This is a genomic window from Nitratireductor aestuarii, from assembly GCF_014641695.1.
In the GTDB taxonomy this organism is placed as follows: Bacteria; Pseudomonadota; Alphaproteobacteria; order Rhizobiales; family Rhizobiaceae; genus Chelativorans; species Chelativorans aestuarii.
In genome coordinates this window covers 421,794-445,289 of the sequence record NZ_BMIF01000001.1, presented here as the reverse complement: position 1 = coordinate 445,289, position 23,496 = coordinate 421,794, and the positions used below count along the sequence as shown (strand labels likewise).

At 60.5% G+C, this 23,496-nt stretch carries 17 protein-coding genes and 1 riboswitch; of the genes, 11 read left to right on the top strand and 6 right to left on the bottom strand.

Going from position 1 to position 23,496, the window contains the following annotated elements:
* Positions 1-5 precede the first annotated feature (5 nt).
* The 4 genes from IEX27_RS02205 (at position 6) to IEX27_RS02190 (ending at position 1,765) form a co-directional block, all read left to right on the top strand.
* Positions 6-479, top strand: coding sequence for a YbaK/EbsC family protein (locus IEX27_RS02205; protein ID WP_188719286.1), 474 nt, complete (start codon positions 6-8; stop codon positions 477-479).
* A gap of 23 nt (positions 480-502) precedes the next feature.
* A complete protein-coding gene (locus tag IEX27_RS02200) occupies positions 503-1,003 on the top strand; it encodes a TIGR00645 family protein (RefSeq protein ID WP_188719285.1) in 501 nt (166 codons plus the stop codon).
* Between the two features lie 94 nt (positions 1,004-1,097).
* Complete coding sequence (locus IEX27_RS02195; RefSeq protein ID WP_188719284.1) at positions 1,098-1,349, top strand: hypothetical protein; 252 nt, start codon at positions 1,098-1,100, stop codon at positions 1,347-1,349.
* A 158-nt stretch (positions 1,350-1,507) separates the two neighbouring features.
* The gene (locus IEX27_RS02190) at positions 1,508-1,765 is read left to right on the top strand and encodes a DUF1272 domain-containing protein (RefSeq protein WP_188719283.1); all 258 of its coding nucleotides are present in this window, start codon (positions 1,508-1,510) and stop codon (positions 1,763-1,765) included.
* Between the two features lie 8 nt (positions 1,766-1,773).
* Here IEX27_RS02190 and IEX27_RS02185 read toward each other — a convergent pair whose 3' ends face one another.
* Positions 1,774-2,253, bottom strand: coding sequence for a VOC family protein (locus tag IEX27_RS02185; protein WP_188719282.1), 480 nt, complete (start codon positions 2,251-2,253; stop codon positions 1,774-1,776).
* Positions 2,254-2,684: 431 nt separating this feature from the next.
* On the opposite strand from IEX27_RS02185, the gene IEX27_RS02180 reads away from it, so the two are divergent.
* The 5 genes from IEX27_RS02180 (at position 2,685) to IEX27_RS02160 (ending at position 9,341) form a co-directional block, all read left to right on the top strand.
* Entirely contained in the window at positions 2,685-3,290 is a 606-nt protein-coding gene (locus IEX27_RS02180) for a hypothetical protein (protein ID WP_244630188.1), read from the top strand.
* 107 nt (positions 3,291-3,397) lie between these two features.
* Positions 3,398-3,483, top strand: a riboswitch (glycine riboswitch).
* Positions 3,484-3,632: 149 nt separating this feature from the next.
* Positions 3,633-4,736, top strand: coding sequence for a glycine cleavage system aminomethyltransferase GcvT (gene gcvT, locus IEX27_RS02175; protein WP_188719280.1), 1,104 nt, complete (start codon positions 3,633-3,635; stop codon positions 4,734-4,736).
* A gap of 6 nt (positions 4,737-4,742) precedes the next feature.
* The gene (gene gcvH, locus IEX27_RS02170) at positions 4,743-5,108 is read left to right on the top strand and encodes a glycine cleavage system protein GcvH (RefSeq protein ID WP_188719279.1); all 366 of its coding nucleotides are present in this window, start codon (positions 4,743-4,745) and stop codon (positions 5,106-5,108) included.
* A 71-nt stretch (positions 5,109-5,179) separates the two neighbouring features.
* The gene (gene gcvP, locus IEX27_RS02165) at positions 5,180-7,975 is read left to right on the top strand and encodes an aminomethyl-transferring glycine dehydrogenase (protein WP_188719278.1); all 2,796 of its coding nucleotides are present in this window, start codon (positions 5,180-5,182) and stop codon (positions 7,973-7,975) included.
* Positions 7,976-8,111: 136 nt separating this feature from the next.
* Positions 8,112-9,341 carry an MFS transporter gene (locus IEX27_RS02160; RefSeq protein ID WP_188719277.1) on the top strand — a complete coding sequence of 410 codons (1,230 nt, stop codon included), beginning with the start codon at positions 8,112-8,114 and terminating at the stop codon, positions 9,339-9,341.
* Between the two features lie 2 nt (positions 9,342-9,343).
* Here IEX27_RS02160 and mgtE read toward each other — a convergent pair whose 3' ends face one another.
* The 5 genes from mgtE to IEX27_RS02135 form a co-directional block, all read right to left on the bottom strand.
* On the bottom strand, positions 9,344-10,729 hold the full coding sequence (gene mgtE, locus IEX27_RS02155; protein ID WP_188719576.1) for a magnesium transporter: 1,386 nt from the start codon (positions 10,727-10,729) through the stop codon (positions 9,344-9,346).
* Between the two features lie 348 nt (positions 10,730-11,077).
* Positions 11,078-12,901 (bottom strand): glutamine--fructose-6-phosphate transaminase (isomerizing), encoded by a 1,824-nt coding sequence (gene glmS, locus IEX27_RS02150; protein WP_188719276.1) that lies wholly within the window; start codon positions 12,899-12,901, stop codon positions 11,078-11,080.
* A gap of 130 nt (positions 12,902-13,031) precedes the next feature.
* A protein-coding gene (gene prfB, locus IEX27_RS02145) for a peptide chain release factor 2 (RefSeq protein WP_188719275.1) occupies positions 13,032-14,160 on the bottom strand; the annotation gives its coding sequence in 2 pieces (ribosomal slippage) (positions 13,032-14,099 and positions 14,101-14,160; 1,128 coding nt in all).
* A gap of 174 nt (positions 14,161-14,334) precedes the next feature.
* Positions 14,335-16,785: a penicillin-binding protein 1A gene (locus IEX27_RS02140; RefSeq protein WP_188719274.1), complete on the bottom strand. Its 2,451-nt coding sequence runs from the start codon at positions 16,783-16,785 to the stop codon at positions 14,335-14,337.
* Positions 16,786-17,114: 329 nt separating this feature from the next.
* A complete protein-coding gene (locus tag IEX27_RS02135) occupies positions 17,115-18,386 on the bottom strand; it encodes an N-acetylmuramoyl-L-alanine amidase (protein WP_188719273.1) in 1,272 nt (423 codons plus the stop codon).
* A gap of 624 nt (positions 18,387-19,010) precedes the next feature.
* Here IEX27_RS02135 and IEX27_RS02130 point away from each other — a divergent pair.
* Positions 19,011-21,941 (top strand): Rne/Rng family ribonuclease, encoded by a 2,931-nt coding sequence (locus IEX27_RS02130; protein WP_188719272.1) that lies wholly within the window; start codon positions 19,011-19,013, stop codon positions 21,939-21,941.
* 115 nt (positions 21,942-22,056) lie between these two features.
* A complete protein-coding gene (locus IEX27_RS02125; RefSeq protein ID WP_373869856.1) occupies positions 22,057-23,487 on the top strand; it encodes a M48 family metalloprotease in 1,431 nt (476 codons plus the stop codon).
* Positions 23,488-23,496 lie beyond the last annotated feature (9 nt).

Here is a 23,496-nt window from a genome sequence, read left to right as displayed (position 1 = left end):
GAACCATGTCGAAGAGCATCAATCGCGTCATTGCCGCTGCCAACGCTGCGGGTCTTCCGATCGAAGTAAAGCGCATGGGCGAATCCACGCGCACGGCCGAGGAAGCTGCCCAACAATGCGGCTGTTCGGTCGACCAGATCGTGAAGTCGCTGATCTTTGCGGGCGAACAGTCCGGCAAGCTCTACCTGTTCCTTGTTCCGGGCTCCAAGAAGCTTGACCTCGACAAGGCGCAGGCGCTCGTGGGCGAACCTCTGTCGCGCGCCGATCCGCGCAAGGTCCGAGAAGAAACCGGCTTTGCGATCGGTGGTGTTTCACCGCTCGGCCATCCCGAGACCGTGAAGCGGTACGCGGATAATGGGCTGGCGAATTTCGCAAGTGTTTGGGCGGCTGCTGGCGCTCATGATGCCGTCTTTGAGGCAGAACCCGGTGCACTCATTGCGGCGGCTAATGCCGTCGTTGCTGACCTTTCATCATCATAATTATCGTAACTGGCTGAACTTTCATGAAAGCTTTGGAACTGCTGATCGAGCGGATCATCCTGTCTGCTCGCTGGATCCTGGTGGTGTTTTACATCGGCCTGGCGATTGCGCTCGGCATCTACGGCTTGTCGTTTCTTTTCAAGCTCGCAAAGGTCGCCATGCACTTTTCCGAGTACGACGATGCGGGCATGATCCTGGCGATGCTTGGCCTCATTGATGCGGCATTGGTGGCGAGCCTGATCGTCATGGTGATGATCTCGGGCTACGAAAACTTTGTCAGCCGGTTCGATGGCGCACAAGGCGATGAGATTTCGTGGCTTGGCAAACTTGATTCCGGAAGCCTCAAGATCAAGGTTGCATCATCGATCGTAGCGATTTCATCGATCCATCTGCTGCAGATCTTTCTGAACTTTCAGACCTTCACCGGTGAGCAGCTAATGTGGGCAACACTTATGCATCTTGCATTCGTGCTATCCGCGTTGATGCTTGGGTTCCTGGAAAAGGTCATGAAGGTGAAGCACTGAATCTTACTCGGGGTTGGTTTGATCCTTGGGTCAAACCGGCCTGCCATTTCGGGGGGGCACGATTCCAAACCAGATGCGCTGAGGAGTAGACGTCATGTACGGTGAACAAACCTATGCGTGGGAAGGACACTCATCCGGCTGGCCGCTCTCCATCATCTTTCTATTGCTCTTGGCGTACCTGATTGCCAGCTTCTTCATTCTCTTCTGGCCGTTTGCGAGAATATTGAAGCGCATGGGCTTTTCACCAGCTTGGGCTCTCCTGGGACTGGTTTTTCCGCTCTGGTTAATTGGTGCCTGGATTCTTGCTTATGTTCGTTGGCCGAACGACGACAACGAGCAATCGTAGCGCACCAAATCCGGTTACCTTACATCAATTAGTTCCATAATCTTCCTTATGCGATCGCCGTTTGTGACCAACCGTGCGGCCCTTTAGCTTCTCTTGCCTTGTGGTGCTCGAAGCTTCTAACTGGGAAGCAGCCCACTATTGGCTTCAGGAGGATTGGAATGCTGGAGCTTCGACCCGGTTGTGAATGTTGCGACCGTGATCTGCCGCCGGACAGCATGGAAGCACGGATCTGTACGTTCGAGTGCACGTTCTGCGCCATATGTGCAGAAGACGTTCTCCAGAACGTCTGCCCGAATTGCGGTGGCGAGCTCGTGAGACGTCCGATCCGTCCAGCCATGGCGCTGGCCAAACATCCGGCATCCAAAGTGCGCGTCTTCAAGCCGTCAGGCTGTGCCGAACGCTTTCGCCAAACCTGATAGGCTGGTCAGCCACGCCGCGCTGCATCGATCGCGGCCACGTCGATCTTGCGCATCGTCATCATGGCCTCGAACGCGCGCTTGGCTTCATCGCCGCCAGCGGTGATAGCCTCGATCAGCGTGCGTGGCATGATCTGCCACGAGATACCCCATTTGTCCTTGCACCAGCCGCAGGCGCTTTCCTGGCCGCCGTTCTGCACGATGGCATTCCAGTAGCGGTCGGTTTCTTCCTGGTCTTCTGTGGAGATCTGGAAGGAGAAAGCTTCGTTATGCTTGAAAGCCGTTCCGCCGTTAAGGCCGATGCAGGGTATCCCGGCGACAACGAAATTGACCGTCAGGACGTCGCCTGCCCTGCCCGATGGAAAATCGCTGGGCGCCCGGTGAACTGCAAGGACGCGGCTGTCCGGAAAGGTTTCCTCGTAGAAGCAGGCCGCTTCCTCCGCATCCTTGTTGAACCAAAGGCAGATGGTGTTCTTTGCAACAGCCATGGATCGATCCTTTCGCTGTTTGCCGTCTGGCGTCCGAGACATCCACTCAACGCTCGACGGATGCGTGTGATGAGCGTCCGGAGAGCATTTCCAATGCTGCTGAAGCCTATTAGATACCCTTGCGCTCAGGCTGGCAATAAGCGGCTGATCACATCAGTTTGCACAATAGGTACACCGTTTGGGGTACACTACCACTGCGAAACGGCGCTATGGCAACGTTTATGGGTGCAGGATAAAGAATATTCATAACGCGTGAAACAAATACTCGTCTGCGTACTTAGGGTAATGGAGTATACAGGGAGAGTATTATGACGAAACGATTACAGGCTCTGTTGCTGGGTGCGTGTTTATTTGTTCCAGCCACAATTCAGGCCCAAGCTCAAGTAGGTGTTTCTGTCGGCGGTAGTGATGGCATCAGCGTGGGGGTCGACGTGGATACGAGCGACGGCCTCGGGGTTGGTGTCGATGCATCTGTCGGCGGCTCACAGGGCGTAAACGCGAATGCTGACGTGGGTGTCGGCGGAAGCAGAGGCGTGGACGCCGATGTGGACGCCACCGTAGGTGGTTCAAACGGCATAGCGGCAAACGCCGATGCAAATGTCGGCAGTGAAGGCATAAACGCTGACGTTGACGCATCCATAGGCGGACCCAACGGTGTCAACGCAAACGTGGACGCTGCCATCGGTGGTGGCAATGGTATAGACGCCGGAGTTACAGCCGGTATCGGTGGCTCGGGCGGCGTAAATGCCGATGTCGGCCTTGGTATAGGCGGCGGCAATGGCGTTGATGTCGGCGTCGATGTTGGCATCGGCAACGGTGCAGGCAACAATCCGGGCGGCAATACCGGAGGCGGTCCGGGCGGAAATCCTGGCGGCGGTGGCACACCCCTCACCCCCGGCCAACAAGCTGTTCTCGATAACATGTCCGATAGCGAGCGCCAGCAGATGCTACGCCGTTGCGGCTCCATTGATGCAGCAAGCTATGACGCTGCACTCGTCAACCTCTGCAAGCTTCTGCAGGTCGCTGGCTCCCAATAATCCTGCGCCAAATCAGCACGGAAACGATCGGGACGGTGCATATCGTTGGCCGGGAGGTGACAAGCCGTCGCCTCTCGGCTAATATTTAACAGTCGTGGGCTTCGGCCCGCCTGTTTGCGGGAGAGAGCAGCATCGCTGCCGCCGAAGGGGAAGAGCCCGGAAATCTCTCAGGCAAATGAACCGTATACAGGTTAGACACTCTGGAAAGTCGGAGCTCGCCTCCGCGCCGAAGGTGTAAGAATCGACCTTTCCACCGGTCGATTCGAGTCTCTCAGGCTTCCGACAGAGGGGCACTCAACGTGTCGTCAATCTTGACGCCATGGGTGTAACTTTGGAGGCCTGATGAGCAACGTCGAACCGGGGCGGCATTTGCCCCTGGAATCCTTGCATGAATCCGCTGGTGCGCGCTTCGGCGCCTTTGCCGGCTGGAACATGCCCCTCACCTATCCCGCTGGCGTGATGAAGGAGCATCTTCACACGCGTGAGAAAGCCGGGCTTTTCGATATCTCCCACATGCAGCTCTTTGCCGTCGAGGGTGACGAGGCCGCAGCGTTCCTGTCCCATGCATGCCCGCTCGACGCGGCCGCCATCGGCATGGGAAAGTCCAAGTACACGGTTCTCCTGAATGAGAAGGCCGGCATCATTGATGACCTGATCATCACGCAGCTGTCCGCCACCCGATTCATGGTCGTGGCGAATGCTGGCAACGCGGCCAAGGACGAGGCCCATTTCCGCGCCCTCGCCGCAAACTTCTCCGTGTCGCTGGAAGCGCTTCCCCGCGTTCTGATCGCGCTGCAGGGTCCGGAGGCAGAATCGGTCCTGACCAATGCTGGACTCGACCTTTCCGCCCTCACCTTCATGACGGCGACAGAGCCGAAGCCAAACTGGTTCGCCTCGCGTTCCGGCTACACCGGCGAGGACGGCTTCGAAGTCGCGATGCCCGTCACGGAAGCTCAGGCCTTCGTAGAAAAGCTGCTGGCCGATGAACGCGTCATGTGGATCGGCCTTGCCGCCCGCGACAGCTTGCGTCTCGAAGCCGGCCTCTGCCTCCATGGCCAGGACATCGACGAAACCACCGATCCGCAGAGCGCCGGCATTCTTTGGGCCATTCCGAAGCGCGTCCGCGAAGAAGGCACGTTCGTTGGCGCCGAAGCACTGCGTGCGATCCACGCCAAGGGTTCCGACCAGAAACGCGTCGGCCTGAAGCCTGAAGGCCGCCAGCCCGTACGTGCCGGAGCTCCTGTTATCGATGCCGACGGCACTGTCGTTGGCCGCGTCACTTCCGGTGGCTTCGGTCCCTCTGCGGGTCACCCGATCGCCATGGGCTATGTCGCAAAAAATCTGGCCGAGCCCGGCACCCAGCTTTTCACCGAAGTACGCGGGAACCGCCTCGAGCTTCGCGTTGCCACCCTCCCCTTCACGCCACACCGCTACCGCAAAGGATAAACGAGCATGACCAAGACCCTCTTCACTTCCGACCATGAATGGCTTCGTATGGAAGGTGATGCGGCCGTGGTTGGCATCACCGACTACGCCCAGGAACAGCTTGGCGATCTGGTCTTCGTCGAACTGCCGGAAGTCGGCCGTCAGGTGACCAAGGGCGAGACCGTCGTTGTCGTTGAGTCCGTCAAGGCCGCATCCGACGTGTACGTCCCGGTCGATGGCGAAATCGTTGCGGTGAACGATGCGCTGTCCAGCGATCCGGCCCTCGTGAACAACGCCGCCATGGGTGATGGCTGGCTGTTCAAGATCAAGCTCAGCAACCCGTCCCAGCTCGACGAGCTGATGGATGAGGACGCCTACAAGGCCACCATTTGATTGCATCTGGTTTGCTGCGTCCGGCCAAGATACCGGGCGCAACGCAGGCCAGTGTCAGCATGGAAACAGATATGACCAATGCTTCCCTTCCCTTTAGTGCGCGTCACATCGGTCCCCGCGACGCGGACGTAAAGGCTATGCTTGCCGCCCTCGGCGTTCCTTCCATGGAAACGCTGATCTCGCAGGCTGTTCCGAAATCCATCCGCTTCGAAGGCCTTCTCGACCTTCCGGCGCCCGTGAGCGAGTCCGAGGCTTTGGCCGAGCTCGCAGCCCACATGAACAAGAACACGGTGCTGAAGAGCTTCATCGGCGCGGGCTACCACGGTTGCCATGTGCCTCCGGTGATCCAGCGCAACATGTTCGAGAACCCGGCCTGGTACACGGCCTATACGCCTTACCAGTCGGAAATCAGCCAGGGCCGCCTGGAGATGCTCTTCCACTTCCAGACGCTGGTGAGCGAGCTGACGGGCCTGCCTGTCGCCTCCGCCTCGCTGCTGGACGAAGGCACCGCCGCTGCCGAAGCCGTTGGTATCGCCTGGCGTCACCACCGCTCGAAGCGCAACCGCGTTGTTCTCGCCGGTGAACTGCACCCCCAGACCCGCGACGTGATCGACACGCGCGCCGAACCGCTCGGCATCACGATCGAGACGGGCGCGGTCGATGACGACACGTTCGCGCTCGTCGTTCCGTGGCCAGACACCTATGGCGTATTCCGCGACTATGGCGAGGTGATCGCTGCGGCAAAGGCAAAGGATGCAGTTGTCGTCTTCGTTGCCGATCCGCTCGGCCTGCTCCTGTCCGACACACCGGCGGAGCTTGGCGCAGAGGTCGCTGTTGGCTCCATGCAGCGCTACGGCGTTCCGATGGGCTTCGGTGGACCGCACGCCGCTTACTGCGCGGTTTCCGATCGTCTCACCCGTCTGATGCCGGGTCGCCTCGTCGGTCAGTCGACGGATGCTCATGGCCGCCCCGCCTACCGTCTGGCGCTGCAAACCCGCGAACAGCACATTCGCCGCGACAAGGCCACCTCCAACATCTGCACCGCACAGGCGCTGCTCGCCAACATGGCGACGGCATACGCCATCTGGCACGGACCGGAAGGCCTGACCCAGATTGCTGAGCGCGTCCACCAGCTGGCCCTGCGCCTGCAGGCTGGCGCCAAGGCAGGCGGTCTGAAGGTTGCCGGTGAAAAGATCTTCGACACCGTAACCATCACTTTCGAAACCGGCGCTAACGCACTGATCAAAAAGGCAAAGGAGCAGGGTTTCCTGCTGCGCAAGCTTGATGACAATACCGTTGGCATCAACCTTGATGAGACGACCACGGAAGCCGATCTTCAGGCCCTCGCGTCGCTCCTCGGCATCACCCTACCCGAAAGCGTGGAAGCCAATGTCACGAAGCGCGACCAGCACTTCCTGACCCAGCCGGCGTTCCACGAGAACCGCTCGGAAACGCAGATGATGCGTTTCCTGCGCAGCCTTGCTGACAAGGATCTGGCGCTCGACCGCGCGATGATCCCGCTCGGCTCCTGCACCATGAAGCTCAACGCAGCGGCCGAAATGATGCCTGTAAGCTGGCCGACCGTCGCAAACCTGCACCCGTTCGCTGCAGCTGAACACACGATCGGCTACGCCAAGCTGACGGCGGATCTGGAAGAGTGGCTGTCGACTATCACCGGCTTCGATGGTGTCTCGCTGCAGCCGAACGCGGGCAGCCAGGGCGAATACGCGGGCCTTCTCGCTATACGCGGCTATCACCGCTCGCGCGGTGAGGCTGAGCGCGACATCTGCCTGATCCCCTCCTCCGCACATGGCACCAACCCGGCGTCGGCTGCGATGGCAGGGATGCGCGTTGTCGTCGTCCGCTGCACTGAGCACGGCGACATCGACCTCGATGATCTGAAGGCCAAGGCAGAGCAGTACAGCGCCAACCTCGCAGCCCTCATGATCACCTACCCGTCTACCCACGGGGTATTCGAGGAAGGTCTGCGTGATGTCTGCGCGCTGGTGCATGCGCATGGCGGCCAGGTCTATTTCGATGGTGCTAACCTCAACGCGCTGGTGGGTCTTGCCCGTCCGGGCGAGATCGGCGCAGATGTCTGCCACATGAACCTGCACAAGACCTTCTGCATCCCGCATGGCGGCGGTGGCCCAGGCGTTGGCCCTATCGGCGTCAAGGCACACCTGAAGCCGTTCCTCCCCGGCCATGTGGCATGGGAGTCGGGCAAGGCGGTTGCGGCAGCCCCCTATGGCAGCGCCTCCATCCTCCCCATCACCTGGATGTACATCCGCATGATGGGCGGCGCTGGACTGAAGCGCGCGACGGAAATGGCGATCCTCAACGCCAACTACATCGCCGAGAAGCTGAAGGATGCTTATCCCGTGCTGTTCCGTGGCCGCAACGGCCGCGTTGCGCACGAGTGCATTCTCGACACGCGCGTGCTCAAGGAAAGCGCAGGTATTTCGGTCGAAGACATCGCCAAGCGTCTGGTCGATTTCGGCTTCCACGCGCCGACCATGTCCTGGCCGGTAGCCGGAACGCTGATGGTCGAGCCGACCGAATCCGAGCCGAAGCAGGAGCTTGATCGCTTCTGCGAAGCCATGATCGCAATCGCCCATGAGGCAGAGCGCGTGGCAAAGGGTGAGTGGAGCCGCGAGGATAATCCGCTGGTCAACGCACCGCACACCGCCGCCGAACTGATGGCCGACAAGTGGGACCACGCCTACACCCGCAACGAGGCTGCCTTCCCAGCCGGCGGAATGGTCTGGACCAACAAGTACTGGCCTCCCGTCTCCCGCGTCGACAATGTCGCCGGCGACCGAAACCTCGTCTGCGCCTGCCCGCCGGTGGAAGTGCTGGCGAGCTAAGACAGCCTGAATGACGAATGACGAGATGGCGGGCCCGAAAGGTCCGCCATTTTCATATCGGACACACCGTTTACGCCGCGACTAGCCATCCAGCCGACAACGGGCTATGCCTTGGGAAGAGTTTGGGAGGACTCAGATGCTGCAGACTGCAAGCGTGCCGGTGGATCATCGCGTTCCGGATGGCGTTCATTCATGGATTCGGTTGGCGATATGCATGCTGATCGGCACCATCGCCAATGTTGGCTTGTGGTCCATGGTGGTGGTGCTGCCAGCCGTCCAGGAGGATTTCGGCGTTCTGCGCGCTGACGTTTCTCTAGCCTTTACGCTCAACATGATTGGCTTTGGCGTCGGCAATCTCGTGATCGGCCGCTATCTCGACAAGCTTGGCATCACCCTGCCCCTGATCCTCGCCAGCCTCGTCCTCGGCAGCGGCTATATCCTTTCGTCGTTCACCCAATCCATTCTGGTCTTCTCGATCCTGCAGACGCTGGTCGGCATGGGCGCGTCCTGCTCGTTCGGGCCTGTCTTGGCCGATATCTCGCACTGGTTCGAGCGACGTCGCGGCATCGCGATCGCGTCGGTCGCAGCTGCGAACTATCTCGCCGGAGCCGTCTGGCCGAGCATCATCTCCGCTATCGTATCGGCCTACGACTGGCGCACGGCATTTCAGGTGATTGGTATCATCTGCATCCTGCTGGTCGGGCCACTCGCGATGCTGCTGCGGGCAAAGCCGCCAGCAACCCGAAGCGCTAATCTGGATCAGCCTCGCATGGTGAGCAGCCTTTCACCGCGCGCGCTGCAGACCGTCCTTGTGATCGCCGGCGTTGCCTGCTGCGTCGCCATGGCAATGCCGCAGCTTCACATCGTCGCCTATTGCGTTGACCTGGGGTTCGGCGCGGGCATCGGCGCAGAAATGCTCTCGCTGATGCTGGTGGGCGGGCTGATCAGCCGCCTCGGCTTCGGCTTGCTGGCGGACCGAATCGGGGGCGTGAAGACCGTGCTCATCAGTTCGGGACTGCAGTGCCTCTCGCTGATCCTCTACATCCCGTATGACGGACTAGTGTCGCTCTATGTCGTGTCGCTGATCTTCGGCCTGTCGCAGGGCGGGATTGTTTCGACCTACGCCATCATCGTGCGTGAATACCTGCCCGCGAAGGAAGCGGGACAACGCGTCGGTATCGTGGTGCTGGCGACCGTTGTCGGCATGGCCTTCGGCGGCTGGATGTCGGGCTGGATCTACGATCTCACCGGATCCTACCAGACCGCCTTCCTGAACGGCATCGCCTGGAACCTGGTGAACATCGCCATGATGCTGCTTATCTACTTCCGCAGCGGCAGAGCCGCACCCCAAGTCGCAGCGGCCTGAGTTCAGAGCAGGCCAAACCACCAGGTGGCAAGGCCAAGGAAGGCGAAGAAACCGACCACGTCCGTAACGGTGGTCAGAAACACCGCGGAGGCAACCGCCGGGTCTGCGCCGAACCGGTCGAGCAGCATCGGGATAAGGATGCCGGCGAGCGCCGCCGTAAACATGTTGACCACCATGGCGCAGGCAATGATGCCGCCGATGGTCGGGCTCTGGAACCACACACCCGCCACCGTGCCGATCAGTGCGGCAAAGATGACGCCATTGATCAAGCCGACGCCGATCTCACGGCGAATGACGCGAGACGCGTTGTGGAGGCCAAGGCTGCCGGTCGCTAGCGCGCGCACAGTCACGGTCATGGTCTGCGAACCGGCATTGCCGCCCATACCGGCTACGATCGGCATGAGGACGGCGAGCGCGACTACCGTTTCAATCGTATGGTCGAACAGGCTGATGATCGAAGCGGCAAAGAAAGCCGTCACCAGGTTGATGAGCAGCCAGGGAACGCGCGAACGGCTGGTGGCGAGCACGGAGTCCGACAGTTCTTCGTCACCCACACCGCCGAGACGCATCAGATCTTCCTCGGCCTCCTGCGTGATGACGTCCACCACGTCATCGATGGTGAGCACGCCGACAAGTCGCTCGTTCTCGTCTACGACGGCGGCGGACAGAAGGTCGTACTGCTCGAAGATCTGCGCCGCCTCTTCCTGGTCCATGGTGGCCGGAATGGCGTGACGCGTCTCGCGCATGATCTCTTCTATCTTCACCGCACGCTGCGTGCGCAGGATGCGGTCGAGGTCAACGGTGCCTACGAGGCGGAAGGTTGGATCAATGACGAAGATCTGGGCGAAGCTGTCGGGAAGCTCCCTCGCCTCGCGCATATAGTCGATGGTCTGGCCGACGGTCCAGAACGGCGGCACCGCCACGAACTCCGTCTGCATGCGACGGCCGGCCGTCTCTTCCGGATAGCTCAGTGACCGACGAAGGCGCACCCGTTCCGTGAACGGCAACTGGGCCAGAATCTCGTTCTGGTCCGCAGGATCGAGGTCTTCCAGAATGTAGACCGCGTCATCGGAATCGAGCTGCTGGACCGCCTGCGCGATCTGCTCGTTCGGCATCGCCTCGACGATGTCGCGGCGGATAGAGTCGTCAACCTCGGTGAGCGCGGTAAAGTCGAACGTCGCGCCCATCAGGTTCACGAGGTCGCGGCGCTGCTCCGGCTGCAGGGCCTCGAGAAGGTCACCTATTTCCGACTGGTGTAGATGACTTACATCCCTGAGCAGGGTTTCCGTGTCGCCTTCCGCAATTGCATTGGCAATATGAGACAGGAACGAGGCGTCGACAGACCCTTCCTCGTTGTAGATACCCTCAGGGGCCACCTGCCCCGCCATTGTCGTCTCATCTGCCTGCTCATGCGGATCACTCAATGGCACTCTCCCCGCTGGATGTTGGTTAGGCAGGCATTTCCCAGAAACCGCTTTTGTTAGGATGCGTACCGCCCGCTCGCATGGAGGCAGAACGCTTACTTGTTTGGCTGGTTGCAGTTACCGGACGGACAACCTTCTCGCAAGACTGGTCTAACCCGCGATCGATTTGAGATCAAAGGCGAAACGCCGCCTGCGAGAGGTCATTCACAGTCTCGTCCGGCAGAACTGACATTCCAGTTCCAAAAAAGATAGCGCCGGATCGCCCGGCGCCACCTTTGCATCCGAAGGTCAGCGCAGCTTTGCGCCGTCCAGTTATTCGACCGTCACCGACTTCGCAAGGTTGCGCGGCTGGTCAACGTCCGTACCCATGGCAACAGCCGTGTGGTAGGCGAGCAGCTGGATCGGCAGCGCGTAAACGATCGGCGTCACGAACTCAGGCACCTTCGGCATGATGATCGTTTCAATATCGCCGAGCGAAGCGCGGCTCGCGCCCTCCTCGTCGGTGATCAGGATGATCTGACCGCCGCGAGCAGCCACTTCCTGCATGTTCGACACGGTCTTCTCAAAGATGCGGTCATAGGGCGCAATTACGATGACGGGCATGTGCTTGTCGATGAGCGCGATCGGGCCGTGCTTCAGCTCGCCTGCAGCGTAGCCTTCGGCGTGGATGTAGGAAATTTCCTTGAGCTTGAGCGCACCTTCCATGGCCAGCGGATAGCTCGTATCGCGGCCGAGGTAGAGCACATGGCGAACCTCTGAGAGCTTGCGGGCGATCTTCTCGATCTTGTCTTCAAGCTTGGAAGCTTCGCGGACAAGACGCGGCACTTCGGACAGCTCGCGGATGAGCGTGCTCGCCTGGTCCTTCGTCAGCGTGCCACGATCCAGACCGGCGCGGACCGCGAGCGAAGCAAAGATCGAGAGCTGACAGGTGAATGCCTTGGTCGAGGCCACGCCAATTTCCGGGCCGGCAAGTGTCGGGAAAATGCCGTTGCTCTCGCGGGCGATGGTCGAGTCGCGCACGTTGACAATCGACGCGATCGGAACACCTTCGTTCTTGCAGTAGCGAAGCGAAGCAAGCGTGTCGGCCGTCTCACCGGACTGCGAAACGAACATTGCCGCGCTGTTCTTCGAGATCGGCATTTCGCGGTAGCGGAATTCAGACGCGATATCGATGTCGACCGGTAGACGCGCATAGCGCTCGAACCAGTACTTGCCGATCAGGCCAGCAAGATAGGCTGTGCCGCAAGCGGAGATCGAAAGACGGTCGATCCTGGCAAAGTCGATCGGCGACTCGAAGTTCTTGACGGTGACATTGGCGAAATCAACGTAGTGCGCCAGCGTGTGCGAGATGACCTCCGGCTGCTCATGGATTTCCTTTTCCATGAAGTGCCGGTGGTTGCCCTTGTCGACCATGAACGCGGTAGCTGACGACTGCTGCATCTTCCGCTCAACAGGCTTGCCATCCATGTTGAAGATGCTGACGCCGGAGCGGCGCAATACGACCCAGTCGCCGTCTTCCAGATAAGTGATGGAGTCCGTGAACGGCGCGAGCGCAATCGCGTCCGAGCCCAGGTACATTTCGCCGGTGCCATGGCCGACGGCGAGCGGCGGGCCGTTGCGTGCGCCAACAATCAGGTTGTCGTCGTTGCGGAACATGATTGCGAGTGCGAACGCACCCTGCAGACGCTTGAGGGCCGCAAAGGCAGCCTTCTCAGGCTCAAGACCATTCTTCAGCTCGCGGGCGACCAGGTGAGCGACAACTTCCGTGTCCGTCTGGGAATAGAAGGCATAGCCATCAGCGGCGAGCTCGTCGCGCAGCTCAACGAAGTTCTCGATGATGCCGTTGTGGACCACGGCAACGTCGCCGGAGAAATGCGGATGCGCATTGGTTTCGTTCGGCACGCCGTGGGTTGCCCAGCGCGTGTGGCCGATACCGATCTTGCCTGGAAGTGGCGATGCCTGGATGCAATGTTCCAGGTTCACCAGCTTGCCCTCGGCGCGGCGACGGTCGAGCCGTCCGCCTTCGATCGTAGCAACACCGGCGGAGTCGTAACCGCGATATTCAAGCCGTTTCAGCGCATCAACGATAAGAGGCGCTACGGGCTTTTGACCTACGATTCCAACGATGCCGCACATGTTCAAAAATTCCCCGTGTTGTGGTGATGCCTCTGCATATTGCAGTGCACGCCTTAGCATCACCTGAACAAGCTGACTATTCCCGCGAAATCACGAAGCGTTAGCCCCTGTCGTCAAGACTGAAACCGGCTCAATCGATGTCAGCAACCTGGCCACCGCCGCCATGTACACGCTGAGAAAGTGACGCTTTCATGAAATCATCGAGATCGCCATCGAGCACGTCCGACGGGCTCGGGCTTTCGACACCAGTGCGCAGGTCCTTCACCATCTGGTACGGCTGCAGGACGTAGGAGCGGATCTGGTGACCCCAGCCGATCTCCCCCTTCGTCGCTTCTGTTGCGTTGGCGGCGTCTTCGCGCTTCTTCAGCTCCAGCTCATAGAGACGCGAACGCAGCATCTCCCATGCCTTGGCGCGGTTCTTGTGCTGCGAGCGTTCCTGCTGGCAGGCAACCGCGATGCCGGTCGGAATGTGCGTGATGCGCACGGCCGAGTCCGTCGTGTTGACGTGCTGACCACCGGCGCCCGACGAACGGTACGTATCGATACGCACATCCGACTCAGGGATGTTGATCTCGATGCTGTCATCAATAACCGGATAAACCCAGACGCTGGCGAACGAGGTGTGACGGCGCGCGTTGCTGTCATAGGGCGAAATGCGGACCAGACGGTGCACACCAGATTCGGTCTTCAGCCAGCCATAGGCGGCATGTCCCTTGACGAGCAGCGTAGCGGACTTGATTCCTGCCTCTTCGCCGTCGTGCATTTCCAGAGTTTCGACCTTCATACCGCGGCGCTCCGCCCAGCGGATGTACATGCGCAGCAGCATCGACGCCCAGTCCTGGCTCTCCGTACCGCCGGCACCGGCATGGATTTCGACGTAGGTGTCATTGCCGTCGGCTTCGCCGGAGAGCAGCGTCTCTATCTGGCGGTCGGCAATCTGCTGACGCAGCGCCCGAATAGCTTCTTCCGCCTCACGGACGATGCTGTCGTCGCCCTCAGCTTCGCCCATCTCGATCAGCTCTACATTGTCGCTGAGAGCCTGGGCAAAGCCGTTGATGGCGTTGATGTTGTCCTCGAGCGTCTGGCGCTCGCGCATCAATTTCTGGGCTTCCTGGGGATCGTTCCAGAGGTCGCTGCCCTCGGCACGGGCATTGAGGTACTGAAGCCGCTTTACCGCTTCATCCCAGTCAAAGAAACCCCCTCAGCAGGTCGATCGCCTGCTTGATTTCTTCGACCAGATTCGCCGTTTCATTGCGCATCGTATGATCTTCTTTCCAGAGTTTCGTCTTGGCGCCCGGGGCGCTCGACGGAACAGAGTCTTCTTGAATCGGGCCGGAACATAAGTGCCGATACCGCTACTGTAAAGCAACGGATCGGCTTCTGTTTATGGCGGCGGAGAACGTTTCAGTCGGGCCAGCGCCAGGTCAGGACGGTCAGAAGAGACCGCCCGCGCCACGGTTGATGGCTTCACCGGCCTGCGGCGAGAGTTCACGCGCCCGCTCGCTGACCTGGTAGTCGCCGATGACCCAGTAGGTGTCGGCAGGGCCCGTACCCGGCTTGAAGGCTTCCATGATCACGCCCTGCTGGCCGGCTCTTGCCTGCATGCCGGTCTTGCGGTCGATGGCAATGACGTTCATGCCTTCCGGCACGCGGAAATCGACCGGGTCCTTGTCCTTCAGAACCTCAGCCATGAAGTCCTTGAAGACCGGTGCGGTGAGGCCGCTACCCGTAGCGCCCTTGCCCATAGGCTTCGGCTGATCGAAACCCATGAAGACGCCAACAACCAGATCAGGCGTGTAGCCAATGAACCAGGCGTCCTTCTCCTCGTTGGTCGTACCGGTCTTGCCTGCGATCGGATGACCGAGATCGGCGAGGATCGAGGCGGTACCGCGCTGGACCACACCTTCCATCATGGAGGTGATCTGGTAGGCCGTCATCGGATCGAGCACCTGGTCGCGCTCGTCGATCAGTTCCGGCTCTTCCTGGTTCTGCCAGACTTCCGCGTTGCAGCCGACGCACTGACGTGTGTCGTGCTTGTAGACGGTCTTGCCGTAGCGGTCCTGGATACGGTCGATGAGGGACGGTTCGATGTACTTGCCGCCGTTTGCCATCACCGAATAGGCTGAAACCATGCGCATGACGGTCGTTTCGCCGGAACCGAGCGACATGGCGAGATGGCGGGGCATCTTGTCATAGACACCGAAGCGTTCGGCGTATTCGGCAACCGTGTCCATGCCCATGTCCTGGGCAAGGCGCACCGTCATCAGGTTACGCGAGCGTTCGATACCTTCGCGCAGCGTGGACGGGCCACCAAAGCCGCCGCCGTAGTTCTTCGGCTCCCAGACCTGGTTGCCGATCGTGACCGTCAGCGGGCCGTCCATGACCACGGACGCGGGCGTATAGCCGTTGTCCAGCGCGGCAGCATAGACGATCGGCTTGAACGACGAACCGGGCTGACGCATCGCCTGAGTGGCGCGGTTGAACTGCGACTGAGCGAAGGAGAAGCCGCCGACCATCGCAAGAACGCGGCCGGTGTGCGGGTCCATCGCGACCATGGCGCCGCCGATCTTGGGCACCTGGCGAAGACGCCATTCGGTACCATCCTTCTCCTTGCGCTCGACGAAGACAACATCGCCAGGCTTCAGGACCTCGGCCGGAGAGTTGGCCTTGACCATCTTGCCGTTGACGGAATGGCGCAGCGCCCAGTCCATGTCGGCAGTCTTCACCGAGCCCTTCTGGCGCTCTTCGGAAAGCTTGCCGGCAATGTCACGGTCCGGACGGATGCCGACCGTCAAGCCGCTCTTGTCGCCGTCGAGAACCACCGCAAGCTTCCACTCGGGCACGTCGCTCAGATCAGCAACCTTGTTCAGCGCCTCGCCCCAGTCACCCGATATGTCGATCTGCGCCACAGGGCCATGGAAGCCGCGAAGCGTGTCGTACTTGATCAGGCCCTTCTGAAGGGCGGTACGCGCCTGGAGCTGCAGCTCGGGATCAAGGGTGGTGCGGACCGAGAGGCCGCCTTCATAGAGCGCATCTTCGCCATAACGCGAAATGATCTCGCGGCGGACTTCCTCGGTGAAATAGTCAGCGGCAAACAGGTAAGGTCCGCGGCCACGCGGATTGACGCCAAGCGGCTGCGACTTGGCTTGGCCCGCCTCCTCAGCCGTGATGAAGCCATTCTCGGCCATCTGGTCGATAACCCAGTTGCGGCGCTCGACAGCTCGCTCCTCGTGCCGGAACGGGTGGTAGTTCGACGGGCCCTTCGGCAGAGCGGCGAGATAGGCTGCCTCGGCGATCGTCAGGTCGTTCACCGACTTGTCGAAATAGGTCAGCGCCGCACCGGCGACACCGAAAGCTCCCAGACCAAGCCAGATCTCATTGAGATAAAGCTCAAGAATGCGATCCTTGGAGTAGGCCTGCTCGATGCGGAATGAGAGGATCATTTCCTTGAGCTTACGCTCATAGGTCTGGTCGGAGGTCAGCAGGAAGTTCTTCGCCACCTGCTGGGTAATCGTGGACGCACCCACGGGACGGCGACCGCTACCGAGGTTCTGCGCATTGGTAAGAACCGCGCGGATCAAGCCCGTAACGTCGATGCCCGGGTGATTGTAGAAGTTCTTGTCCTCAGCCGAGAGGAAGGCTGCCTTGACGCGATCCGGGATCGCCTGGATCGGCAGATAAAGGCGGCGCTCGCGAGCAAACTCGGCCATCAGCTCGCCTTCCGACGAGTGAACGCGGGTCGTGACCGGAGGCTCATAGCGGGCCAGCTTTTCGTAGTCCGGCAGATCCTGGGAGACATGGCCGATATAGAGGCCAACGCCGGCAGCTACCAAGAGCGCCAGGACTATGCCCAAGCTGAAGAAATATCCCAGTATACGTACCATGCCCACTCCAGCGTTACCGCTTCTCCGGCCCAAATGATTTCTGTTCGTTGGACCGGCCTGCTCCGCACTGGGGCATACGCCATTCCAACACCAACAACCCCAGCCCGTTGCCGAGGCTTGAGGCTACTTCAACATGATCTACTGCGCAGCCACATATAATGCGCTCGCGCAGTTGCAAACGAGAATCTGTTAGCATTTGCACTATCTAACTTACATGTGAGCAAAATACGGCACTTACCTCTTTTGAAGAGGGGAAAGTCACCAAACTGTGACCCACGTGCTTTTTATGCCACATCATGCCGACCGCAGTCGTTTTTCGAATGCCACGATCAGTTGCTCGCCCTGGCGTGGGCCGTCGCAAAGATGTCGATCGCACGCGAAATGTCACGCGCAGCACGCTCTCGCCATTTCGGATCCTTCAGCTGGTTCTCGTCTTCTGTGTTCGAGAGATAACCAAGCTCAAGCAGCACCGACGGTACGTCGTGCGCGCGCAGCACCCTGAAACCTGCCGCGCGCAGCGGATTGTTGACGAACTGGATCGTGTTCGATGTCTCGTCCACCAGGGTGCGTGCGAACTGGATCGAAAAGGAGTGCGTTTCCCGGCGCATCAGGTCTGCCAGGATGTCTGCCACATCGTTGCGCACATCGTCGGATGCTTCCAGACCGGCGAGTTCGTCGGACAGGTTTTCGCGCGCTGCGGTTGCAGCAGCTTCCGCATCTGATGCCCGCTCCGACAGTGTATAGATGGTCGAGCCCCGGAAATTCTTGATCCTGATGGCGTCTGCGTGAACGGATATCAGAAGGTTGGCCCCCTTCTCCCGCGCTACCCGTACGCGCTCGTCCAGGCGCAGGAACACGTCGCTGTCGCGGGTGAGAACGACGCGGTACTTCCCGTTCGCCTCGAGGAGCCGCTTCAGTTCCTGGCTGAATGCCAGCGTGATGTCCTTTTCCTGTGTGCCGGAAACGCCCTTGGCGCCTCCATCAATGCCGCCATGGCCGGGATCCAGCGCTATGGTGAAGCGCTGGTCCTGCGACGAATCGGCAGTGTCCGTCGCGGCTGCCTTTGCGCCTTCCGTGGCCTTGGCGGCCGCCTCCATGCGTTCGCGAATGACCTTGTCGAATTCGGCTTCCGAGGCCGCCACCAGATCGACCACCAGACGGGAACCAAGTCCGCCTCCGTTCTCTACCAGCGTCACATCTTCGATCTTGAACGGACCCTTTGCGGAGAAGATCATCCGCGACTGGGTCTCCGCCATGTTGCCGTAGCGCAGATCGGTGACCAGGCCGCGGCGCGTAACGGTATCGTCATCAATGCCGAAGTCGGTCCTGGGAAGGTCCAGCACGAGACGATGGGGCGATCGCAGGAGGAACCACGAGTAATCTGGCTTGGTGTCAAAATGCAGGATGATCCGCACCCGGCTATCGTCGCCGGCGATAAGGTACTCGCTCAGCACCACGCCCGACGCAGCTGCACCGTCCGCCCCGGCCGTGGTCGCAACAGAATCAGCGTCCTCCTCCGCGAGGACAGCGACAGGCAGGCTGCAGGAGATCAGCAGCGCTGCAGCGACGGGTATGATTTGGCGAAACCAGGGCCATCGCATTCCGGACACTTGCCTCGCTGATTTCACCATTTGTACTTTTCGCCCCATGATCCTTACATACTCACTGTCGCGCTAACCAGGCCATTAGGCTTCTTCATGGCAATTCACAGGAAATCTGCCCGAAAGCAAAATCGCGCAATTCGCGAATTTGGGTTGCCATCACGTGAGCTGCGTCATAAAAGCAGCTTGAGTTATCGTGACACCCTGCATTTGCAGATGCTTGCCCGGATTGTCCAGTAGGCTAGCGCGTTCTGTGGAACTCGGAAGTGTCGCTGGGTGATGACTCAAGGAATTTCTTCCAGGCGTCGGACCGTGTGGTCAAGGTGCCTGAGTGCGAGGAAAACGGCTGGCACCGCGGTGCATAGCTGGCTCACATGAGCATTGAAGCGGGATCGGCGTGCCGGTCCTTAGTAGCAACGGTACTGCCAGGCGGTGCAATGGCTAAGAGAGTGGTAGGAACCCCTACAATAGGCCGCAACGCAGTCGCGGCGGCTGTGTTTCCCACTGCATCCAAGCTCCTGCCGGCATACTTTCAATCATCCGGTCCATCTTTCTTGAACCGCACGGCTGTGAGGCGAAGCGCCCCTGCCCGGCGGTTGGGCTGTACCGGTAGGAACCAATTTTATGCCCAACAAAATGCTAATAGACGCCTCCCATCCGGAGGAGACCCGCGTTGTCGTCGTTCGGGGTAATAGGGTCGAAGAATTCGATTTTGAATCCCAGGACAAGAAGCAGCTCAGAGGAAACATTTATCTTGCGCGCGTAACGCGCGTCGAACCGTCGCTTCAGGCCGCGTTCGTCGAGTACGGCGGCAACAGGCATGGTTTCCTTGCGTTCAGCGAAATCCACCCGGACTACTACCAGATCCCAGTCGCCGACCGTCAGGCCCTGCTGAAGGCTGAGGCCGAGGAAAACTGGAGCGATGACGAGGACGAAAACGGCTCGAAGGCTGCTTCCTCGAACCGCAAGCGTCGCCGCAACAGCAACAAGAAGGACGGCGCTGCCGCCAAGAGTGCGGAGGCTTCCGAGGAAGCCGCTGTTGCCGAAGGCGTGGATGCCGAGGCTCCTGCTGACAATGCTGACACTGACGCAGCATCCGATCACGGCTCGGATGAGGGTACGGACAACGATGCCGACGAAAACGACGGCAACGGCGGCCCCAGCATGGCTGCGGTCATCGAAGGCGAAGTCGTTTCCGAGGACCTTTCGGTCCTGAACGACCACTCTGACGACAAGCACGATGAGGCTTCCGAAGTCGAGTCCGTCGGCGCCGGCGATGCCCTTGAGGAAATGCACGTGCGCCGCCGTCCGGTGCGTCGTCAGTACAAGATCCAGGAAGTCATCAAACGCCGCCAGATCCTTCTGGTGCAGGTGGTCAAGGAAGAGCGCGGCAACAAGGGCGCAGCTCTCACCACCTATCTGTCGCTTGCCGGTCGCTACTCTGTCCTGATGCCCAACACGGCGCGTGGCGGCGGTATTTCGCGCAAGATCACCAACCCGCAGGACCGCAAGCGTCTCAAGGACGTCGTGAAGAGCCTCGACGTGCCGGAAGGCATGGGCGTCATCCTGCGCACGGCCGGTGAGAACCGCACGAAGCCTGAGATCAAGCGCGACTACGACTACCTGATGCGCCTCTGGGAGAGCGTGCGTACGCTGACGCTGAAGTCGATCGCCCCAGCCCTCGTCTATGAGGAAGGTAGCCTGATCAAGCGTGCGGTTCGCGACCTTTATAACAAGGACATCGACCAGATCCTGGTGGCAGGCGAAGACGCATACCGCGAAGCAAAAGACTTCATGCGGATGCTGATGCCGAGCCATGCCAAGGTCGTACAACCTTATCGCGATCCGCAGCCGCTCTTTGCCAAGAACGGCATCGAGACGCAGCTCGACAAGATCCTGCAGCCGCAGGTGACGCTGAAGTCCGGCGGTTACATCATCATCAACCAGACAGAAGCCCTGGTCGCCATCGACGTGAACTCCGGTCGCTCCACCAAGGAGCACTCGATCGAAGACACGGCGCTGCAGACCAATCTCGAGGCAGCTGAAGAAGTTGCCCGCCAGCTTCGTCTGCGCGACCTTGCCGGCCTTATCGTCATCGATTTCATCGATATGGAAGAGAGCCGCAACAACCGTGCGGTGGAGAAGCGTCTCAAGGATTGCCTGAAGAACGACCGCGCCCGCATCCAGGTGGGCCGCATCTCGCACTTCGGCCTTCTGGAAATGTCGCGTCAGCGCATCCGCTCGAGCGTTCTCGAGAGCACGATGCAGCCCTGCCCGCACTGCCATGGCACCGGCCAGATCCGCTCGGATTCCTCGCTTGCGCTGCTCGTCATGCGCTCCATCGAGGATTACCTCCTCAAGGACAACCGCAACGACATCACGGTGAAGACGCCGACCTCCACGGCTCTCTATCTGCTCAACCAGAAGCGTCAGAGCCTGATCGAGCTGGAGAACCGCTTCGGTGTCACGATCACGCTCGAGACCGACGAGCATCTCGGTCATCAGCACTATGCGATCGTGAAGGGTGAGCCGTCGTCGCGTCCGGCTACCATCGCCATCCAGCCGAACCAGGTCGAGGAAGTCGAAGAGCCCGACGTTGCGGAAGAGGTCGAGGACGAGAGTGATGCTGTCGAAGCAGTTGCTCAGCCGGCCGAGGTCCAGACCCAGGCAGCTCCCGCCAATGGCGAGGAAGGTGGCAATGGCCGCAAGCGCCGGCGCAAGCGCCGCAGGCGCGGTGGCCGCGACCGCAACGGCAACAATGCTCAGGCTGGCGACGCAAACCAGTCGGATGAGCAGGGCCAGGGCGACTTTGAGGCTGACGGTGAAGGTGAAGACTCTGCCGATGAGACGGTAGAAATCGCAGCCCCTGCGATTGAAGAAGCTGTGGCACCGGAAGCTGTCGAAGCTGCAGAACCTGCCGCCGTCGAAGTTGCAGCCGCGGCCGAGGAAGCGCCTCAGGCGGAAGCTGCCGAGCGTCCGAAGCGTCAGCGTGGCAAGCGCGGTGGTCGTCGCAATCGCGCCGAGACGGAAGCAGAAGCCGTTAACGCTGAAGAGACGGTCGCCGAGGCAGCTCCAGCTGCTGAGGTTGCTGCCGAGCCAGTTGCTGAGGCTCCGGTCGAAGCACCGCAGGCCGAGGCCACTCAGGAAACACCTGTTGCGGCAGAAGCTGCCGAGGCTGCTGCAGCTCCAGAGTCTGAAGAGAAGCCGAAGCCCAAGACCCGCCGCCGTCCTCGCGTGAAGAAGGAAGCCGTCGCTGCATCCACTTCCGCCGAGGTGGTAGAGAGCAACACCCCTGAGGAGGCTCCGGCCCCCGCACCGGTGGCAGAAGCTCCAGCTGAAGCGCAGCCTGTTGCGGTCGAAACGCCCGCCCCCGCCGAAGAGCCTGCACCAGCAGAACCTGCCCAGGCAGAGGTTGAAGCCGAAGAAGCCAAGCCTGCGCGTCGTCGCCGGTCGGCGGAACCGGAGACGCCGAGTGAACCGGTTGTCTCTTCCTCCGAACCAGCCGCGGAAGCACCGCGCAAGACCGGTTGGTGGCAGCGCAAGAGCTTCTTCTAAGCTCGTCAGATGAACTCAACGAAATGGCCGGATCTGTTCCGGCCATTTTTCATATCCGGACTTGTGCTCGCCGCGGTTGGCCAAATGCAGACAAAATCACGGTTCCCAATAGCGCCTGAGTTGCACTAAGCTGCCTTTTCGTTGCCACGAAGCGTCGGTACGGATTCGGCTCATGTTGTTCCCGCAATTGCTCAAGTCGCGCCTTTCGCGTCTTGCCACTTCATTTGTTGTGACTTTTTCGCTGCTTTCGGCATCCCCTGCGCACGCGCAGCGGGTGAATGTCGTTCGTGACGCCGAAATTGAAGCACTTGTGGCTGACTATGTTCGGCCGATCCTGAAGGTGGCGGGGCTGAACCGCTCAGGCATCGAGGTCGTTCTCGTCAACGACAACAGTTTCAACGCCTTCGTCGCAGGACGCCGCATCTTCGTTCATGCCGGTGCACTGCTCCAGTCCGAAAGCCCCAACGAAATCATTGGCGTGCTCGCGCATGAGGTTGCTCACCTTGCCGGCGGCCATCAGCACCGGCTGCGGGAACAGCTGGCCCGTGCGCAGACAATGGCCGTCGTTGCCATGCTGGTCGGTGTGGGCGCTGGCGTTGCGGGAGCGGCAACCGGATCCGAAGGTTTTGGCCGCGCGGCTACCGGCCTCGCCATGGGTGGCACCGAAATGGCCCGTCGCTCTCTCCTCGGCTATCAACGGACCGAAGAGATCACCGCTGATCGCGCGGCGGTCGACTATCTCAACAAGACCAAACAGTCCGGCCGCGGCATGCTGAAGACCTTCGACCGCATGGGCCGCGATCTTGCGCTGGCGGGTGTGCGTATCGATCCCTACCAGGTGAGCCACCCGATGCCGCGCGACCGTATCGCCAACCTCGAAGAACTGGTACGCAAGAGCCCCTATTTCGAGACAAAGGATCCGGCCGGTCTGCAGCTGCGCCACGACCTGATGCGTGGGAAGCTCGCCGCCTATACGGCTGGCCCGGCAGCGGCACGACGCATCTTCAAGGATCCCTCCAGTATCGGCATGCAATACGCTGATGCGATCTCAACCTATCTTAGCGGCAATCCGCGCGACGCGCTGGCGAAGATTGATCGTCTGATCGCCAGCCAGCCGAAGAACCCCTACTTCCACGAGATGCGCGGGGAAATCCTGATCAAGGCGAACCGTCCGCAGGATGCAGCCAAGGCGTTCGGCCAGGCCGTAAAGCTTGCGCCCTCCTCCGGCCTGCTTCAGGTTGGCTACGGGCAGGCGCTGCTCGCCACCGGCGATGAAGCGCAGATCAGCAAGGCTGTCTCGGAGCTTAGCGCGGGGCTTACCCGCGAGCGCGAATACGTAAACGGCTATCGCTTCCTTGCGCAGGCCCACGGCCGTCTTGGCAACATCGGCGCGGCCGAGTTGGCTTCGGCCGAGGAACGCTACTATTCCGGCAACTACCAGGAAGCCCGTGTTTTCGCGGCGCGTGCCCAGACGAAGCTCAAGAGAGGTTCGCCTGAGTGGGTTCGTGCCCAGGACATCATCAATTCTAAACCACAGGGGCGATAGATTGCTCGC

Excerpts from the sequence above, each read along its gene's own strand:
- IEX27_RS02135 (WP_188719273.1), bottom strand. The coding sequence starts at position 18,386 with ATGCGATGGCCCTGGTTTCGCCAAATCATACCCGTCGCTGCAGCGCTG.
- IEX27_RS02160 (WP_188719277.1), top strand. The coding sequence starts at position 8,112 with ATGCTGCAGACTGCAAGCGTGCCGGTGGATCATCGCGTTCCGGATGGC.
- IEX27_RS02205 (WP_188719286.1), top strand. The coding sequence starts at position 6 with ATGTCGAAGAGCATCAATCGCGTCATTGCCGCTGCCAACGCTGCGGGT.
- IEX27_RS02140 (WP_188719274.1), bottom strand. The coding sequence starts at position 16,785 with ATGGTACGTATACTGGGATATTTCTTCAGCTTGGGCATAGTCCTGGCG.
- glmS (WP_188719276.1), bottom strand. The coding sequence starts at position 12,901 with ATGTGCGGCATCGTTGGAATCGTAGGTCAAAAGCCCGTAGCGCCTCTT.
- IEX27_RS02200 (WP_188719285.1), top strand. The coding sequence starts at position 503 with ATGAAAGCTTTGGAACTGCTGATCGAGCGGATCATCCTGTCTGCTCGC.
- IEX27_RS02190 (WP_188719283.1), top strand. The coding sequence starts at position 1,508 with ATGCTGGAGCTTCGACCCGGTTGTGAATGTTGCGACCGTGATCTGCCG.
- gcvH (WP_188719279.1), top strand. The coding sequence starts at position 4,743 with ATGACCAAGACCCTCTTCACTTCCGACCATGAATGGCTTCGTATGGAA.
- IEX27_RS02195 (WP_188719284.1), top strand. The coding sequence starts at position 1,098 with ATGTACGGTGAACAAACCTATGCGTGGGAAGGACACTCATCCGGCTGG.
- mgtE (WP_188719576.1), bottom strand. The coding sequence starts at position 10,729 with ATGGCGGGGCAGGTGGCCCCTGAGGGTATCTACAACGAGGAAGGGTCT.
- gcvT (WP_188719280.1), top strand. The coding sequence starts at position 3,633 with ATGAGCAACGTCGAACCGGGGCGGCATTTGCCCCTGGAATCCTTGCAT.
- IEX27_RS02185 (WP_188719282.1), bottom strand. The coding sequence starts at position 2,253 with ATGGCTGTTGCAAAGAACACCATCTGCCTTTGGTTCAACAAGGATGCG.
- IEX27_RS02130 (WP_188719272.1), top strand. The coding sequence starts at position 19,011 with ATGCCCAACAAAATGCTAATAGACGCCTCCCATCCGGAGGAGACCCGC.
- gcvP (WP_188719278.1), top strand. The coding sequence starts at position 5,180 with ATGACCAATGCTTCCCTTCCCTTTAGTGCGCGTCACATCGGTCCCCGC.